Source organism: Streptomyces sp. NPDC006551 (assembly GCF_040611675.1).
Classification (GTDB): domain Bacteria; phylum Actinomycetota; class Actinomycetes; order Streptomycetales; family Streptomycetaceae; genus Streptomyces.
In genome coordinates this window covers 15,589-30,555 of the sequence record NZ_JBEXOT010000042.1, presented here as the reverse complement: position 1 = coordinate 30,555, position 14,967 = coordinate 15,589, and the positions used below count along the sequence as shown (strand labels likewise).

General features: G+C 70.9%; 17 protein-coding genes. 6 read left to right on the top strand and 11 right to left on the bottom strand.

Features of this window, described 5'->3' with window-relative positions; translation table 11 throughout:
• Nucleotides 1–126: 126 nt before the first annotated feature.
• Both ABZY12_RS28060 and ABZY12_RS28055 read left to right on the top strand, forming a co-directional pair.
• Nucleotides 127–489, top strand: coding sequence for a hypothetical protein (locus ABZY12_RS28060; protein ID WP_356895093.1), 363 nt, complete (start codon nt 127–129; stop codon nt 487–489).
• A 2-nt stretch (nt 490–491) separates the two neighbouring features.
• Nucleotides 492–914 carry a hypothetical protein gene (locus ABZY12_RS28055; RefSeq protein ID WP_356895091.1) on the top strand — a complete coding sequence of 141 codons (423 nt, stop codon included), beginning with the start codon at nt 492–494 and terminating at the stop codon, nt 912–914.
• 1 nt (nt 915) lies between these two features.
• Here ABZY12_RS28055 and ABZY12_RS28050 read toward each other — a convergent pair whose 3' ends face one another.
• The 3 genes from ABZY12_RS28050 to ABZY12_RS28040 all read right to left on the bottom strand — a co-directional run bounded on the left by ABZY12_RS28050 (nt 916) and on the right by ABZY12_RS28040 (nt 3,223).
• Nucleotides 916–1,398 carry a GNAT family N-acetyltransferase gene (locus ABZY12_RS28050; RefSeq protein WP_356895089.1) on the bottom strand — a complete coding sequence of 161 codons (483 nt, stop codon included), beginning with the start codon at nt 1,396–1,398 and terminating at the stop codon, nt 916–918.
• 38 nt (nt 1,399–1,436) lie between these two features.
• On the bottom strand, nt 1,437–1,961 hold the full coding sequence (locus ABZY12_RS28045; protein ID WP_356895087.1) for a sigma-70 family RNA polymerase sigma factor: 525 nt from the start codon (nt 1,959–1,961) through the stop codon (nt 1,437–1,439).
• A gap of 107 nt (nt 1,962–2,068) precedes the next feature.
• A complete protein-coding gene (locus ABZY12_RS28040) occupies nt 2,069–3,223 on the bottom strand; it encodes a glycerophosphodiester phosphodiesterase (protein ID WP_356895085.1) in 1,155 nt (384 codons plus the stop codon).
• 220 nt (nt 3,224–3,443) lie between these two features.
• Between ABZY12_RS28040 and ABZY12_RS28035 the strand changes: the two genes are divergently transcribed.
• Entirely contained in the window at nt 3,444–4,115 is a 672-nt protein-coding gene (locus tag ABZY12_RS28035; RefSeq protein WP_356895083.1) for a lysophospholipid acyltransferase family protein, read from the top strand.
• A 120-nt stretch (nt 4,116–4,235) separates the two neighbouring features.
• On the opposite strand, the gene ABZY12_RS28030 is transcribed toward ABZY12_RS28035, so the two are convergent.
• Together ABZY12_RS28030 and ABZY12_RS28025 are read right to left on the bottom strand one after the other, a co-directional pair.
• Complete coding sequence (locus tag ABZY12_RS28030; protein ID WP_356895081.1) at nt 4,236–5,780, bottom strand: MFS transporter; 1,545 nt, start codon at nt 5,778–5,780, stop codon at nt 4,236–4,238.
• Nucleotides 5,777–6,328 (bottom strand): helix-turn-helix domain-containing protein, encoded by a 552-nt coding sequence (locus ABZY12_RS28025; RefSeq protein WP_356895079.1) that lies wholly within the window; start codon nt 6,326–6,328, stop codon nt 5,777–5,779. Before ABZY12_RS28025 ends, ABZY12_RS28030 begins: the two co-directional genes overlap by 4 nt.
• Nucleotides 6,329–6,412: 84 nt before the next feature.
• On the opposite strand from ABZY12_RS28025, the gene ABZY12_RS28020 reads away from it, so the two are divergent.
• On the top strand, nt 6,413–6,922 hold the full coding sequence (locus ABZY12_RS28020; protein WP_356895077.1) for an HAD domain-containing protein: 510 nt from the start codon (nt 6,413–6,415) through the stop codon (nt 6,920–6,922).
• 15 nt (nt 6,923–6,937) lie between these two features.
• Here the strand turns inward: ABZY12_RS28020 and argH are convergent, their stop codons facing one another.
• Together argH and ABZY12_RS28010 are read right to left on the bottom strand one after the other, a co-directional pair.
• A complete protein-coding gene (gene argH, locus ABZY12_RS28015; RefSeq protein WP_356895075.1) occupies nt 6,938–8,365 on the bottom strand; it encodes an argininosuccinate lyase in 1,428 nt (475 codons plus the stop codon).
• Nucleotides 8,366–8,448: 83 nt separating this feature from the next.
• Nucleotides 8,449–9,642: an argininosuccinate synthase gene (locus ABZY12_RS28010; protein WP_356895073.1), complete on the bottom strand. Its 1,194-nt coding sequence runs from the start codon at nt 9,640–9,642 to the stop codon at nt 8,449–8,451.
• A 135-nt stretch (nt 9,643–9,777) separates the two neighbouring features.
• On the opposite strand from ABZY12_RS28010, the gene ABZY12_RS28005 reads away from it, so the two are divergent.
• Nucleotides 9,778–10,365, top strand: coding sequence for a pyridoxamine 5'-phosphate oxidase family protein (locus ABZY12_RS28005; protein WP_356895071.1), 588 nt, complete (start codon nt 9,778–9,780; stop codon nt 10,363–10,365).
• A 55-nt stretch (nt 10,366–10,420) separates the two neighbouring features.
• Nucleotides 10,421–11,110 carry a L,D-transpeptidase family protein gene (locus ABZY12_RS28000; RefSeq protein ID WP_356895069.1) on the top strand — a complete coding sequence of 230 codons (690 nt, stop codon included), beginning with the start codon at nt 10,421–10,423 and terminating at the stop codon, nt 11,108–11,110.
• Between the two features lie 18 nt (nt 11,111–11,128).
• On the opposite strand, the gene ABZY12_RS27995 is transcribed toward ABZY12_RS28000, so the two are convergent.
• Genes ABZY12_RS27995 through argJ form a run of 4 tightly spaced genes read right to left on the bottom strand, consistent with a single transcriptional unit; the run spans nt 11,129 to nt 14,961 of the window.
• Entirely contained in the window at nt 11,129–11,692 is a 564-nt protein-coding gene (locus ABZY12_RS27995) for an arginine repressor (protein ID WP_356895067.1), read from the bottom strand.
• 7 nt (nt 11,693–11,699) lie between these two features.
• Complete coding sequence (locus tag ABZY12_RS27990) at nt 11,700–12,899, bottom strand: acetylornithine transaminase (RefSeq protein WP_356895065.1); 1,200 nt, start codon at nt 12,897–12,899, stop codon at nt 11,700–11,702.
• A complete protein-coding gene (gene argB, locus ABZY12_RS27985) occupies nt 12,896–13,798 on the bottom strand; it encodes an acetylglutamate kinase (protein ID WP_356895063.1) in 903 nt (300 codons plus the stop codon). The genes ABZY12_RS27990 and argB overlap by 4 nt, the downstream gene beginning before the upstream one ends.
• A complete protein-coding gene (gene argJ, locus ABZY12_RS27980; protein ID WP_356895061.1) occupies nt 13,795–14,961 on the bottom strand; it encodes a bifunctional glutamate N-acetyltransferase/amino-acid acetyltransferase ArgJ in 1,167 nt (388 codons plus the stop codon). The genes argB and argJ overlap by 4 nt, the downstream gene beginning before the upstream one ends.
• Nucleotides 14,962–14,967 lie beyond the last annotated feature (6 nt).

The window sequence follows — 14,967 nt, the reverse complement described above, 5'->3', positions numbered from 1 at the left end:
CGGGGAACGGGGAGGGGTGGTGCGTTGTGGTCAAGACCACGGTCTCGCCGCGACTCCCCGTCGGCCCTGGGAGGCAGGTGGGGGGCGAGCGCATCGGGACGTTCGGCCCGTAATACCCTCGGGGCCATGCTTGACGCCCTGACGGTCGCGGTTTCGGTGGCCGCGCTCGCCCTCGCCGCCTGGTGCGGCTTCGCCGCCTACCGGGACCAGCCGACGAAGGACTGGCACTTCATCGGCATGGCCGTGGTGACCGTCCTCGCGCTGGCGCAGCTGGTGGTCGGCATCGTGCAGCTGGCACGCGGCGAGAAGGCCGACGAGGGCACGACGATCTTCGTGGCGTATCTGCTGGGTGCGCTGTGCGCGGTGCCCGCGGCGGGCTTCATGTCGCTCGCGGAGCGGAGCCGCTGGGGCTCGGCGACGGTGGCGGCCGGCGCGTTCGTGCTCGCGGTGCTCGAAGTGCGCCTCTTCGACATCTGGACGGTGGACTGACCATGACCGTGACGCGGGAGAACCAGACGCGGACGCGGCTCGTCCGGGGCCCCGGGATGTTGCTGGTGTGGCTGTACGGGGTGATGTCGGTGGGCGCGGTCTCGCGCTCGATCTACCAGATCGCGACCGAGTTCGACCGGGCGCCGCTCGCGTACGCGCTGTCGGCGGTGGCGGCCGTGGTGTACGCGTTCATCACGTACACGCTGGTCCGCGGCGGGAACACGGCCCGCAGGGCGGCGCTGGTGTGCTGCGCCGCCGAGCTGGTGGGCGTGCTGACCGTGGGGACCTGGACGCTGCTCGACCCGTCCGCGTTCCCGGACGCCACGGTCTGGTCGGACTACGGCTACGGCTACATCTTCATCCCGGTGCTGCTGCCGGTGACCGGTATCTGGTGGCTGCGCCGGGCGCGGGCGGAAGCCCGCTGATTCAGGCCGCCTTCTCCAGGGTCACGAGCGTGAGCCGCGGCCCGATCTCGCGGCTGGAGACCGGTTCGTACCCCTTGCTGCGGTAGAGCCGCAAATTGCCCTCGCTGCGGTGGCCGGTGAAGAGCCGGAAGCGCTTGGCGGCGGGCACCGGGTCGCCGGCGAAGTGGCCCTCGATGGCATCGAGGAGACGCCCGCCCAGTCCATGGCGCCGCAGACGGGGATGGACGATCAGCTTGGCGATCCGGACGGTGCCGTCCTCGTCGACCCGTCCGCGTACGGAGGCGACGATCTCCTCGCCGAGGCGTGCCACGAGCGCGTGGCCTGCGGCGAGTTCGGCGCGCAGGGCGTCCAGCGACTGGGTGAGGGGCTCGATGGACCAGTCGCCGTAGAGCTCGGCCTCGCTCTGGTAACAGAGGTACTGCAGCTTGAGTATGTGCTCCGCGTCCTGCGCGTCTGCCGCTGAGATGGTCACGCTCATGCCCATGTGCGCATGCCTCCCGCTCACCTGGTCCGCCGGTCGGTCTACCGCACCCTTCCCATCGGTCGGGGAGCGGGAACCTCTGCAGCCAGCATTCTGCGCAAACATCCCAGGCAACGGGAACGCATCGGCCCCAGACTGCCCTGTGAGATACCCAACTCCCCTGCGATTTCCCGGTATGTGGGGTCCGCCGGGTCGAGCATCGCGGTCAGCAGGCGGGGGCAGTGGCCGGGGGTGCGGCGGACGGCGGCGCGCAGGGCGCGGCGGCGTTCGGCCGTGAGGGCGGAGCTTTCGGGAGAGGTGTGCGGCGCGGCTGCCTCCTCCCCGTGGTACGGGCGCTCGCGCAGGGCGGTGCGGCGCGCACGGCGGGCCTCGGCACGGACGGCCCGGCGCAGCCAGTCGGCGGGGCGGTCGGGAGCCTCGTGGTCCTGGAGCCGCTCCAGGAGCTTGAGCCAGACGGCCTGTTCGAGGTCGTCCGGCTCGACACCGGCGGCGGGTGCCTCCGCGCGGGACTCGGCGGCGAGGAGGGGGGCGAGGGTGCGCAGGAGGTGGGGATCGTGGGTGGTCATGCCGTGCACGATGTCCGTGCGTACGCGGGTGGTTGCGGGGCGGCGCCCAAACCACCCGGTCGGGTGCTCGGGCCGAGCGGACCTCGACGGGCGCCGCCCCACAGGCGTCAGGCCTTCGCGAAGTCCGCCGCCGCGAGGAGAGCCGTGTCCGGGTTGTCGGAGAAGATGCCGTCGATGCCGGTCGCCAGGTACGTCTTCAGCGCGCCGAAGGAGTCCCCGTACGCCGCCGGGTCGGTGCCGCGGCGGAAGTCGGCGGGGAGGAAGGTGTTCTCGTTGCGGTGGGTGTACGGGTGGAGGATCAGGCCCTTGGCGTGCGCGTCGCGCACCAGCGTGGTCGGCTTGCCCAGCCTGCCGTCCTTGTCCTTGGGGATGACCAGGTCCAGCAGTGGGCCGATGCCCTGCGCGTAGGAGGCGATCCACGCCAGGCCCTCGGGCGTGATCAGGTCGGCGACCGTGCGCGGGTCGCCCGCCTCGCGGAAGTCCCAGGGGCGGTCGTCCGGCGTCCACAGCAGCACCACGCGCGGCGTGGAGACGAGCTTCGCCATCCGCTGCATGCTGGTCGGCTCGAAGGACTGGAGGAACGTCGGCGAGTCCGCGCGGTGGCGTCCGTACCGGCGCAGCAGCCTGGCGAGCCGCTCCTCCAGGCCGAGGCCGAGGGAGCGGAAGTAGGTGGGGTGCTTGGTCTCGACGTGCAGCCAGACCTCCTGGCCGCGCCGGCGTCCCTCCCGCTCGGCCCAGCGCAGCACCTCCTCGAAGGTGGGGATCTCCCAGCGGCCGTCGTAGAGGGTGTTCTCCTGACGGGTGCCGGGGATCCGCTCCTTGGCGCGCAGCGTCTTGAGCTCGGCGAGCGTGAAGTCCTCGGTGAACCAGCCGGTGAGGGAGGTCCCGTCGACGGACTTGGTGGTCCTGCGGGAGGCGAACTCGGGACGGTCGGCGACATCGGTGGTGCCGGTGATGTCGTTCTCGTGGCGGCAGACCAGGTGCCCGTCCTTGGTGGGGACGAGGTCCTGCTCTATGACGTGCGCGCCCATGTCGAGGGCGAGCTGGTAGGAGCCGAGGGTGTGCTCCGGGCGGTAGCCGCTGGCGCCGCGGTGGGCGATGACGGTGGGGACGGGCAGGGAGCGGAAGCCGCGCCGGCCGCCGTCGGCCCCGGCGGCGTGGGCCGCGCCCGTGGGCAGGACCGTCGAGGCGCCCAGTACGGCCGCTCCCGCCGCTCCGAGAACCGTCCGCCGGGCCGGCGTCCGGTGTGCACCCTGTGTCATGAAGGCTCCTTCTGTGTGATGTCCCGCACGGTCCGTGTCGGCCGGTGGTCGGTCCGACCGTAGGCAGTCACCTCTTACCTCCGGCAGACCCTGGCCGAACATGACGGAAACTCACGTCAACACTGTGTATCCAGTCGGTGAACCCGATGTGCGCACCGTGGTGACCCGCGAGTATCGTCGCCACCTGCACAGACCGCCCGCCCCGACACCGGAGGAACCGTTGTCCCGTCTCGCACTCATCAAGGCAGTGCTCGGACCGATCCTGCGCCTGATGTTCCGCCCACGTGTGGAGGGCGCCGAGAACATCCCGGGGACGGGTCCGGTCATCCTGGCGGGCAACCACCTCACCTTCATCGACTCGATGATCATGCCGATCTGCACGGACCGTCCGGTCTTCTTCATCGGCAAGGACGAGTACGTGACCGGCAAGGGCTTCAAGGGCCGGCTGATGGCCTGGTTCTTCACCAGTGTCGGCATGATCCCGGTCGACCGCGACGGCGGACGCGGTGGCGTCGCGGCGCTGATGACGGGCCGCCGGGTGCTGGAGGAGGGCAAGATCTTCTCGATCTACCCGGAGGGCACCCGCTCCCCCGACGGCCGGCTGTACCGGGGCCGTACGGGCATCGCCCGGCTCACGCTGATGACGGGCGCGCCGGTGGTGCCGTTCGCGATGATCGGCACGGACAAGATCCAGCCGGGCGGGGCGGGGCTGCCGCGGCCGGGGCGGGTGACGGTCCGGTTCGGTGAGCCGATGGAGTTCTCGCGGTACGAGGGGATGGACCGGGACCGCTATGTGCTGCGGGCGGTGACGGACTCGGTGATGGCCGAGGTGATGCGGCTCTCCGGTCAGGAGTACGTGGACATGTACGCCACCAAGGCGAAGGCGGCGTAGCCCCCTGAGAACCGGGACGCCCCCGCACAGCATTGGCTGTGCGGGGGCGTCGTCGTTCCGGGGGCCCGGTGCTCGGCGTCAGTGCTCGACGCCGTCCTGCCGGGGACCCGGCCTCGGGCGTCAGTGCTCGACGCCGTCCTCCAGCTTCTGGCCCTTCAGCAGGAACCAGGCCGCGACCGCTGTCGCGAGGAGGACCGCCGCGCCCACACCCGCCGCGATGCGCAGGCCGTCGACGAAGGCTTCCTGCGCCGCGGAGACCAGGGCGGTCGCCGCGTCGGGGGCGAGCGCCGTGGAGGCCTCGACCGCGCCGCCGAGGGACTCGTGGGCCGCGGCGGCCGTGGTGGCGGGGACGCCCGCCGGAGTGGCGAAGTCCTGGTAGACACCGGTCACGATCGAGCCGAGCAGCGCGATGCCGAGCGCCGCGCCGAGTTCGTACGCCGTCTCGGAGACCGCGGAGGCCGAACCGGCCTGTTCCTTGGGGACGCTGGAGAGGATCACATCGGCCGTGACGGTGAAGGCGAAGCCCGCGCCCACGCCGACGACGAGCAGGCTCGCGCCGAGCAGCGGATAGCCGGTGGACTGGCTCAGCGTGGTGAGCGAGGCGAGCGCCAGACCGACCGCGGCGAGGCCGCCGGCCACCACTGACCGTACGGAGAACCGGCGGGCGACGACACCCGCGATCAGACCGGCCGTCACCGCGCCGACGGCGGCGGGCAGTTCGGCCAGACCGGCCTCCAGCGGCTGCCTGCCCTGGACCAGCTGGAGGAACTGGGACAGGAAGAAGATCAGTCCCGCCAGGCCCAGGATGGTGAGCAGGTCGGCGAGGACGGCGCCGGAGAAGCCCCGGTTGCGGAACAGACGCATGTCCAGGAGCGGCGCCGGGAGCGTCAGCTGCCTGCGGACGAACCAGGTGAGGGCGGCCACGCCGATCAGCGCGGCGAGGGCCGCGTCGAGCGAGAGGCCTTGGGCCGCCGCCTCCTTGACCGCGTAGACGACGCCGATCATGCCGAGGAGCGAGAGGGCGACGCTGGGCAGGTCCCACGGGCCCGGATTCGGGTTCTTGGACTCGGGGATCAGCTTGATGCCGACGAGGACCAGGACGGCCATCACGGGCAGGTTGATGAGGAAGACCGAGCCCCACCAGAAGTGTTCGAGCAGGAATCCGCCGACGACCGGTCCGACGGCCGCGCCGGCCGAGGCCATCGCACCCCAGATGCCGACGGCGAGGCTGCGCTCGCGCGGGTCGTGGAAGAGGTTGCGGATGAGGGCCAGGGTGGACGGCATCAGAGTCGCGCCGGCGACGCCGAGGAGCGCGCGGGCCACGATCATCATCTCGGGGCTGGTCGCGTACGCGTTGATGACGGAGACGGCCCCGAAGGCCACGGCGCCGGTCAGCAGGAGCTTCTTGCGGCCGATGCGGTCGCCGAGGCTGCCCATGGAGACCAGGAGCCCGGCGATGACGAAGGAGTAGACGTCACCGATCCAGAGGAGCTGGGTGCCGGAGGGCTTCAGGTCCTCGGAGAGGAAGGGGGTGGCGAGCCCGAGGACGGTGGCGTCCACGGCCACGAGGAGGACGGCGAGGACGAGAACGGCAAGGGCGAGCCACCGGCCGGGGCGGCGGACGCCCTCGGTATGGCTTGCGGTCCTGACGGTGCTGCTGGTCACTTCTCCACGCTCCTGCGCGCTCCGCCGAGCAGCAGCTCGGCGATCATGTACTGGAAATCCTTGGCGGCGACCCGGCCGTCCTGCACGGCCCAGGCGCCGGCGCCGATGAGCCCGTAGAGGGCCTCGGTGAGCCAGGCGGGGGTCAGGTCGATCCGGAAGACGCCCTGTTCCTGACCGCGCCGGAAGAGCGCGGAGACCCGGGCGTCGAGGCGGGCCCAGCCCTCGTTCTGCTGGTCGCCCTCGAACAGCTGGTTCTCGCTGACGAGGAACGACAGCAGCGGTGCGACCGGCTCGACCCCGGCGATCAGCCGCCGTACGGCGTCGTCCGCGCGGCCGTCCTCCAGGCCCGCCGCGTCGAGGGCGCCCTCGAACTCCTGGATGCCCATCTCCTCCAGCGCCCTGACCAGCGCGTCCCGCCCGGCGAAGTGCCGGTGCAGGGTGGCGCGGCCGATCCCGGCGGCCCGGGCGACCTCGTCCATGGTGGAGGTCGACTTCCGGGAGAGCAGGGCGGCGGCGGCGCGGAGCACCTGGGTGCGATCGACTGACATGAGACAACCATACACCGAATGAGACATCAATGTCTCATTCGGTAATTCGACGCCTCAGCGAGGCACGGAAGGAATGCTGTGCGCATGACGAAGCCGCTGCTGCTCATCGACGTGGACGGACCGCTGAATCCCTACGCGGCCAAGGCTCAGCGCCGCCCCGAGGGGTACACGACGCACCGGATGCGGCCGGGCGGCTGGTTCGAGACGAAGCCGCTGCGGGTGTGGCTCGACCCCGCGCACGGCGGCGAGCTGCGCGCATTGGCGGAGGCGTACGAGCTGGTCTGGGCGACGACCTGGAAGGGTGAGGCGAACGAGTGGATAGGGCCCCACCTGGGGCTCCCCGAGCTGCCGTTCATCGACTGGCCGAAGATGCACGGGGCCGCCCCGCGCGGGACGTTCTGGAAGACCCAGTACATCCTTGAGTACGCGAAGGGGCGGCCCTTCGCCTGGGTGGACGACGACATCACGCCGTACGACCACGAGTACGTGGACCGGAACCACCTCGCCGCCGCCCTGTTGCTGCACGTCGATCCCCGACTCGGACTGCTCCGGCCGGACTTCGACGCGCTCGCGGAGTGGGCGGCGGCGCTGTGACGGACTCTTCGGCGGTTATTTCTTGGCGTCGGCCCAGGCGTGCTGGATCACCAGGTCCGCCTTGACCTCCACCAGTTGGGCGGCGACCGCCGACGGGGCCGTACCGCCGCGGCCGTCGCGGGAGGCGAGGGCGCCGGGGACGTTGAGGACCGTGCGGACCTCCGGGGTCAGGTGCGGGGAGATCTTCGCGAACTGGTCGTCCGTGAGGTCGTCCAGCTCCTTGCCCTCCGCCTCGGCGACCTTCACGCACTCGCCGGCGACCTCGTGCGCCACCCGGAACGGCACGCCCTTCTTCACCAGCCACTCGGCGACGTCGGTCGCGAGCGAGAAGCCGGCCGGGGCCAGCTCCTCCATCCGCTCCCGGTTGACGGTGAGCGTGGCCATCATGCCGGTGAAGGCGGGGAGCAGGAGCTCCAGTTGGTCGCAGGAGTCGAAGACCGGCTCCTTGTCCTCCTGGAGGTCGCGGTTGTACGCGAGCGGCAGCGCCTTCAGGGTGGCCATCAGGCCCGAGAGGTTGCCGATCAGACGGCCCGACTTGCCCCGGGCCAGCTCGGCGATGTCCGGGTTCTTCTTCTGCGGCATGATCGACGACCCGGTCGAGAAGGCGTCGTGCAGGGTCACGAAGGAGAACTCCTTCGTGTTCCAGATGATGATCTCCTCGGCGATGCGGGAGAGGTTCACGCCGATCATCGCCGTGATGAAGGTGAACTCGGCGACGAAGTCACGCGAGGCCGTGCCGTCGATCGAGTTCCCGACCGAGCCGCGCTCGAAGCCGAGGTCCTTGGCGACCGCCTCCGGGTCGAGCCCGAGCGAGGAGCCGGCCAGGGCGCCGGAACCGTACGGCGAGACGGCCGTACGGGTGTCCCACTGACGCAGCCGCTCCGCGTCCCGCGAGAGGGACTGGACGTGGGCGAGGACGTGGTGGGCGAAGAGCACCGGCTGGGCGTGCTGGAGGTGCGTCCGGCCCGGCATCGCGACGTCCGGGTGTGCCTCGGCGAGGCCGACGAGCGCGTCCTGGAGGTCGGCGATCAGGCCGCCGATGATCCGGGCGTGGTCGCGCAGGTACATCCGGAAGAGGGTGGCGACCTGGTCGTTGCGGGACCGGCCGGCGCGCAGCTTGCCACCGAGGTCCGGGCCGAGGCGCTCCAGGAGGCCGCGCTCCAGGGCGGTGTGCACGTCCTCGTCGGCGATGGTGCCGACGAAGGAGCCGTCGGCCACGTCGGCCTGGAGCTGGTCGAGGCCGGCGAGCATGCGCGTCAGCTCGTCCTCGGTGAGCAGCCCCGCCTTGTGGAGCACGCGCGCGTGGGCGCGGGAACCGGCGATGTCGTACGGCGCGAGGCGCCAGTCGAAGTGCACCGAGGCCGACAGCTTCGCCAGGGCCTCGGCCGGGCCGTCGGCGAACCGGGCGCCCCAGAGCCGGACGTCACCGTTGTTGCTGCTCACAGCTACTGCTCCTCAAGAGGGTGGGTGTACGGCCGCCTCCCTGCCGCGGAGATACAGGGAGGCGGCTGTGGAACGAGTCGTGCTTACGCGAGGTCACGCCGCGCGGCGATCTTCGCCGAGAGCGCGAAGATGTCGATGAAGCCCTGCGCCTTGGACTGGTCGAACGTGTCACCCGAGTCGTAGGTCGCGAGGTTGAAGTCGTACAGCGACTCCTCGGACCTGCGGCCCGTGACGACGGCGCGGCCGCCGTGCAGGGTCATCCGGATGTCGCCGCTGACGTGCTGGTTGGCCTCGTTGATGAAGCCGTCGAGGGCGCGCTTGAGCGGGGAGAACCACAGGCCGTCGTAGACCATCTCGCCCCAGCGCTGCTCGACCTGCCGCTTGTACCGGGCCAGTTCGCGCTCGACGGTGACGTTCTCCAGCTCCTGGTGGGCGGTGATCAGGGCGATCGCGCCGGGAGCCTCGTAGACCTCACGGGACTTGATGCCCACGAGCCGGTCCTCGACCATGTCGATCCGGCCGACACCCTGGGCACCGGCGCGCTCGTTGAGCTGCTGGATCGCCTGGAGGACGGTGACGGGCCTGCCGTCGACGGCGACCGGGACGCCCTCCTTGAAGGAGATGACGACCTCGTCGGCCTCGCGCGGAGTGGCCGGGTTCGCGGTGTACTCGTAGATGTCCTCGATCGGCGCGTTCCAGATGTCCTCGAGGAAGCCGGTCTCGACGGCGCGGCCGAAGACGTTCTGGTCGATGGAGTACGGGGACTTCTTGCTGGTCGCGATCGGCAGGTTCGCCTTCTCGGCGAAGGCGATCGCCCTGTCCCGGGTCATGGCGTAGTCACGGACCGGGGCGATGCACTTCAGGTCCGGTCCGAGGGCCTGGATTCCGGCCTCGAACCGCACCTGGTCGTTGCCCTTGCCGGTGCAGCCGTGGGCGACGGTGCCGGCGCCGTGCTTCTCGGCGGCGGCGACGAGGTGCTTGACGATGGCCGGCCGCGAGAGGGCGGAGACCAGCGGGTAGCGGTCCATGTAGAGGGCGTTGGCCTTGATCGCCGGAAGGCAGTACTCGTCGGCGAACTCGTCCTTGGCGTCCGCGACCTCGGCCTCGACGGCACCGCAGGCGAGCGCGCGCTTGCGGATGACGTCCAGGTCCTCGCCGCCCTGGCCGACGTCCACGGCGACGGCGATGACCTCCGCGCCCGTCTCCTCGGCGATCCAGCCGATGGCGACGGAGGTGTCCAGGCCGCCCGAGTAGGCGAGTACGACACGCTCGGTCACGGGGTTCTCCTTACGGGCGGGTGCAGGCGGTGATGGGTATAAGTATGCAGAGGTCTGCATGATTCGTCAATCTGGGCGCGAGCGACCGCTACCGTTTCCCGTCCCACGCACGACGGGCGGGCCGATAATGCGGCCATGGGTCAAAAATACGAACGCATCGACGGCCGGATACGGGACTTCATCGAGCGGCAGCCGGTCTTCTTCACCGCCACCGCCCCGCTGACGGGCGACGGGCACGTCAGCCTCTCCCCCAAGGGCCGCATGGGCACGCTCGTCGTCATCGACGAACTGACCCTCGCCTACCTGGACTTCGGCGGCAGTGGTGCCGAGACCGTCGCCCATCTGCGCGAGGAGGGAAACGGCCGGATCACCCTGATGTGGTGTGCGTTCAGCGGTCCTCCGAAGGTGCTGCGAGTGCACGGCAAGGGCGAGGCGATCTTCCGGGACGATCCGCGCTGGGCCGAGTACATCCCGTACTTCAAGGACGTCGACGGGCCGTCGGCCCGCGCCATCGTCGTGATCCACGCCCGGCGGATCAGTGACGCGTGCGGATTCGCCGTCCCGTTCATGGACTACCGCGAGGAGCGCACACAGCACGCCGAGCACTTCGCCCGCAAGACCGACGAGGAGTTCGCGGCGTACTGCGCGAAGAAGGAGCACGTCGGGGTGAGCCTGGACGGCCTGCCGGCGCTGCCGCTCCCGTTGCCGGCACGCACGGACTGACCATTCGGACGCGTCGGACCGGCGCCTCGGGCGCGGTGCGCGTACGGTCCGGAGCATGCGCTCCGCTCTCGTCCTCGCGTCAGCCCTGCTCATGGCGGTCCCACCGGTGAAGGGTGACGACCCGCTGCCCGCGCGGATGGCCGACACGGGCGGCGGTACGCAGCTGATCACGGCCGAGGCGCCGGACGCCGGGTCCACCACCGGGACCGTCACCTGGTGGGACCGGCGCGGCGGACGGTGGGTCGAGGCGGGCTCCGCGCCGGCCAGGTTCGGCGCGAACGGGCTGGTGGAGGGAGACCGGCGCCGGCAGGGTACAGACACGACACCGGCCGGGCTCTACGACCTTCCGTACGCCTTCGGGATCAAGCCCCCGCCACCCCGGACGCGCTCACCCTTCGCCCGCGTCACGGACCGGTCCTGGTGGTGCCAGGACAACGACTCGCGTGCGTACAACCGCTGGGTCGAAGGGCTCCCGAGGGACTGCCGGGCGACCGAGGCCGAGCACCTCGTCTCGTACGGCGCGCGGTACGCACACGCCCTGGTGATCGGTTTCAACTACGACGAGCCCGTGCGCGGGCGCGGCGCCGGGATCTTCCTCCACGTCAACGGGCGCGGCGCGACGGCCGGTTGTGTGTCCGTACCGGCGGAGGCGATGCGCCGGATCCTGGTCTGGGCCGACCCGGCGCGACGCCCCCACATCGCGATCGGCACGCGGGACGGCCGGACGGCGATCACCCGGTACTGAACCGCCGTCGACTCTCCGTCAGCTCTCCTTCTGCGCGAGGCGCAGCAGGTGGTCGGCGAGCGCCTGGCCGCCCACCGGGTCGCGGGAGATCAGGAGCAGGGTGTCGTCGCCCGCGATCGTGCCGAGGATCGCGTGGAGTTCGGCCTGGTCGATGGCCGACGCGAGGAACTGGGCGGCCCCCGGCGGGGTCCGCAGCACCACCAGGTTGGCGGAGGCCTCGGCGGAGATCAGCAGTTCGCCGGAGAGGCGCCGCATGCGCTCCTCCTTGGCGGACTCGCCGAGCGGCGCCTGCGGGGTGCGGAACCCGCCCTCGCTCGGCACCGCGTAGATCAGCTCGCCGCCCGTGTTGCGGATCTTCACCGCGCCCAGCTCGTCGAGGTCGCGGGAGAGCGTCGCCTGGGTGACGCTCAGCCCGTCGTCCGCGAGGAGTTTGGCCAGCTGGCTCTGGGAGCGGACCGGCTGCCGGTTCAGGATGTCGACGATCCTGCGGTGGCGTGCGGTGCGGGTCTGCGGAACGGACGGCCCTGCCCCAGGCTCCGCCTGGGGGGACCCCCAGTTCTCGGTTTCCTGCGCGTCGGTCATCGTCGTCTCATTCTCCGGTTCGTCCTTCCCCGTTCACCGCTCCGTCGAGGACGCCCGGAAGCGCCTCCAGAAAGGCGTCCACCTCCGCGTCCGTGATGATCAGTGCCGGCATGAGCCGTACGACATCGGGAGCGGGCGCGTTCACCAGGAGGCCGGCGTCCTGAGCCGCCTGCTGCACCTGGGGTGCGAGGGACTCGGTGAGCACGATACCCAGCAGGAGGCCCGCGCCGCGGACGTGGGAGACCAGAGGGTGACCGAGATCCTCGATTCCGTCGCGGAGCTTCTCGCCGAGGCGCTTGACCTCGTCGAGGGTTCCGTCGGCGGCGAGGGTGTCCAGGACCGCGAGTCCGGCGGCGCAGGCGACCGGGTTCCCGCCGAAGGTGGTGCCGTGGTGACCGGGCCTGAGCAGCTCGGCCGCCTCGCCGAAGGCGACGGTCGCGCCGAGCGGCAGACCGCCGCCGAGACCCTTGGCAAGGGTCACGATGTCGGGGTCGACGCCGTCGTGGCCCTGGTACTCGAACCAGGTGCCGCACCGGCCGACCCCCGTCTGTACCTCGTCGAGGACGAGGAGGGTGCCGGTGGCGCGGGTGATCTCGCGGGCGGCCCGGAGGTAGCCGACGGGCGGGACCACGACGCCGTTCTCGCCCTGGATCGGCTCGATGATCACGAACGCCGTCTCCTCGGTGACCGCGGCCCGCAGGGCCTCCACGTCTCCGTACGGCACATGCGTGACGTCGCCGGGCAGCGGCAGGAACGGGGTCTGCTTGCCGGGCTGGCCGGTGAGGGCGAGGGAGCCCATGGTCCGGCCGTGGAACCCGCCCTCGGTGGCGACCATGTGAGTGCGGCCGGTCAGCCGGCCGATCTTGAAGGCGCCCTCGTTGGCCTCGGCCCCCGAGTTGCAGAAGAAGACCCGGCCCGGGCGGCCGAAGAGCTGGAGCAGCCGCTCGGCGAGGGCGACAGGCGGCTCGGCGACGAAGAGGTTGGAGACATGCCCGAGGGACGCGACCTGCCGGGACACGGCCTCGACGACCGCCGGGTGGGCGTGGCCGAGCGCGTTGACGGCGATGCCGCCGACGAAGTCGAGGTATTCGTTGCCGTCCGCGTCCCAGACCTTGGCGCCCTCGCCGCGGACGAGCGACAGCCGGGGCGTGCCGTAGTTGTCCATCAGCGAGCCCTGCCACCGCAGGCTCAGTTCCTCGTTGGTCACGGCTCCCCCTGTCCGTCCGGCACGACCATCGTGCCGATGCCCTCGTCGGTGAAGATCTCCAACAGGATCGAGTGCTGCACCCGGCCGTCGATCACGCGGGCCGTGGTGACCCCGTTGCGCACGGCGTGCAGACAGCCCTCCATCTTGGGGACCATGCCGCTGGAGAGCTCGGGCAGCAGCTTCTCCAGCTGGCTCGCGGTGAGCCGGCTGATGACCTCGTCGCTGTTCGGCCAGTCCTCGTAGAGGCCCTCGACGTCGGTCAGGACCATCAGGGTCTCGGCGCCCAGCGCCGCAGCGAGTGCCGCAGCCGCCGTATCAGCATTGACGTTGTAGACATGTCCGTCGTCCTGGGAACGGGCGATGGAGGAGATGACCGGGATGCGGCCGTCCTCCAGGAGCGCCTCGATGGCGCCGGTCTCGATGGCGGTGATCTCGCCGACCCGGCCGATGTCGACCTGTTCGCCCTCGATGACCGGCTGGTGCTTGGTGGCCGTGATGGTGTGCGCGTCCTCGCCGGTCATGCCGACGGCGAACGGGCCGTGCTGGTTGAGCAGTCCGACGAGCTCGCGCTGGACCTGACCGGCGAGGACCATCCGTACGACGTCCATCGCCTCCGGTGTCGTGACCCGCAGTCCGGCCTTGAACTCGCTGACCAGGCCCGCCCGGTCGAGCGCGGCGCTGATCTGCGGGCCGCCGCCGTGCACGACGACCGGCTTGAGACCGGCGTGGCGCAGGAAGACGACGTCCTGGGCGAAGGCCGCCTTGAGATCTTCGTCGATCATGGCGTTGCCGCCGAACTTGATGACGACGGTCTTGCCGTTGTGCCGGGTCAGCCAGGGCAGCGCCTCGATGAGGATCTGCGCCTTGGGGAGCGCGGTGTGCTTACGGGTACCGGTCATGAGGAGTACGCGCTGTTCTCGTGGACGTAGTCGGCGGTGAGGTCGTTGGCCCAGATGACGGCGGACTCGGAGCCGGCGGCGAGGTCGGCGGTGATGGTGACCTCCCGGTAGCGCATGTCGACGAGGTCGCGGTCCTCGCCGACCGAGCCGTTCTTGCAGACCCAGACGCCGTTGATGGCGACGTTGAGCTGGTCGGGGTCGAAGGCGGCCCGCGTCGTGCCGATCGCGGAGAGCACCCGGCCCCAGTTGGGGTCCTCTCCGTGGATGGCGCACTTGAGGAGGTTGTTACGGGCGATGGAGCGGCCCACCTCGACGGCGTCGTCCTCGGTCGCCGCGTTGATCACCTCGATACGGATGTCCTTGCTGGCGCCCTCGGCGTCGCCGATGAGCTGACGGGCGAGGTCGTCGCAGACGGTCCGGACCGCCTCGGCGAACTCCTCGTACGCCGGGGTGACGCCGGAGGCGCCGGAGGCGAGGAGCAGCACGGTGTCGTTGGTGGACATGCAGCCGTCGGAGTCGACCCGGTCGAAGGTCAGCTTCGTCGCGTGCCGCAGCGCCGTGTCGAGGTCCGCGCTCGCCACGTCGGCGTCGGTGGTGAGGACGACGAGCATGGTGGCGAGGCCGGGCGCGAGCATGCCCGCGCCCTTGGCCATGCCGCCCACGGTCCAGCCGTCCTTGGTGACGACCGACGTCTTGTGGACCGTGTCGGTGGTCTTGATGGCGATGGCGGCTTTCTCGCCGCCGTGCTCGGAGAGTTCCTTGGCGGCCTTCTCGACACCGGAGAGGACCTTGTCCATGGGGAGCAGCAGCCCGATGAGACCGGTCGACGCGACGGCGACCTCGCCCGCGCCGATCTCCGTACCGGCCGCGCTGAGGACCTCGGCGACCTTCTCGGCGGTGGCGTGGGTGTCCTGGAAGCCCTGCGGGCCCGTACAGGCGTTGGCTCCACCGGAGTTGAGCACCACGGCGGCCAGCTCGCCGGTGGTCAGCACCTGCTGGGACCACAGGACGGGGGCGGCCTTGACGCGGTTGGAGGTGAAGACGCCGGCGGCGGCGCGACGGGGCCCGGTGTTGACCACGAGGGCCAGGTCCGGGTTGCCGTTCTCCTTGATCCCGGCCGCGATGCCCGCTGCCGTGAATCCCTTCGCTGCGGTGACGCTCACTGTGCT

Excerpts from the sequence above, each read along its gene's own strand:
- ABZY12_RS28060 (WP_356895093.1), top strand. The coding sequence starts at position 127 with ATGCTTGACGCCCTGACGGTCGCGGTTTCGGTGGCCGCGCTCGCCCTC.
- ABZY12_RS28055 (WP_356895091.1), top strand. The coding sequence starts at position 492 with ATGACCGTGACGCGGGAGAACCAGACGCGGACGCGGCTCGTCCGGGGC.
- ABZY12_RS28050 (WP_356895089.1), bottom strand. The coding sequence starts at position 1,398 with ATGGGCATGAGCGTGACCATCTCAGCGGCAGACGCGCAGGACGCGGAG.
- ABZY12_RS28045 (WP_356895087.1), bottom strand. The coding sequence starts at position 1,961 with ATGACCACCCACGATCCCCACCTCCTGCGCACCCTCGCCCCCCTCCTC.
- ABZY12_RS28040 (WP_356895085.1), bottom strand. The coding sequence starts at position 3,223 with ATGACACAGGGTGCACACCGGACGCCGGCCCGGCGGACGGTTCTCGGA.
- ABZY12_RS28025 (WP_356895079.1), bottom strand. The coding sequence starts at position 6,328 with ATGTCAGTCGATCGCACCCAGGTGCTCCGCGCCGCCGCCGCCCTGCTC.
- ABZY12_RS28020 (WP_356895077.1), top strand. The coding sequence starts at position 6,413 with ATGACGAAGCCGCTGCTGCTCATCGACGTGGACGGACCGCTGAATCCC.
- ABZY12_RS28005 (WP_356895071.1), top strand. The coding sequence starts at position 9,778 with ATGGGTCAAAAATACGAACGCATCGACGGCCGGATACGGGACTTCATC.
- ABZY12_RS28000 (WP_356895069.1), top strand. The coding sequence starts at position 10,421 with ATGCGCTCCGCTCTCGTCCTCGCGTCAGCCCTGCTCATGGCGGTCCCA.
- ABZY12_RS27995 (WP_356895067.1), bottom strand. The coding sequence starts at position 11,692 with ATGACCGACGCGCAGGAAACCGAGAACTGGGGGTCCCCCCAGGCGGAG.
- argB (WP_356895063.1), bottom strand. The coding sequence starts at position 13,798 with ATGACCGGTACCCGTAAGCACACCGCGCTCCCCAAGGCGCAGATCCTC.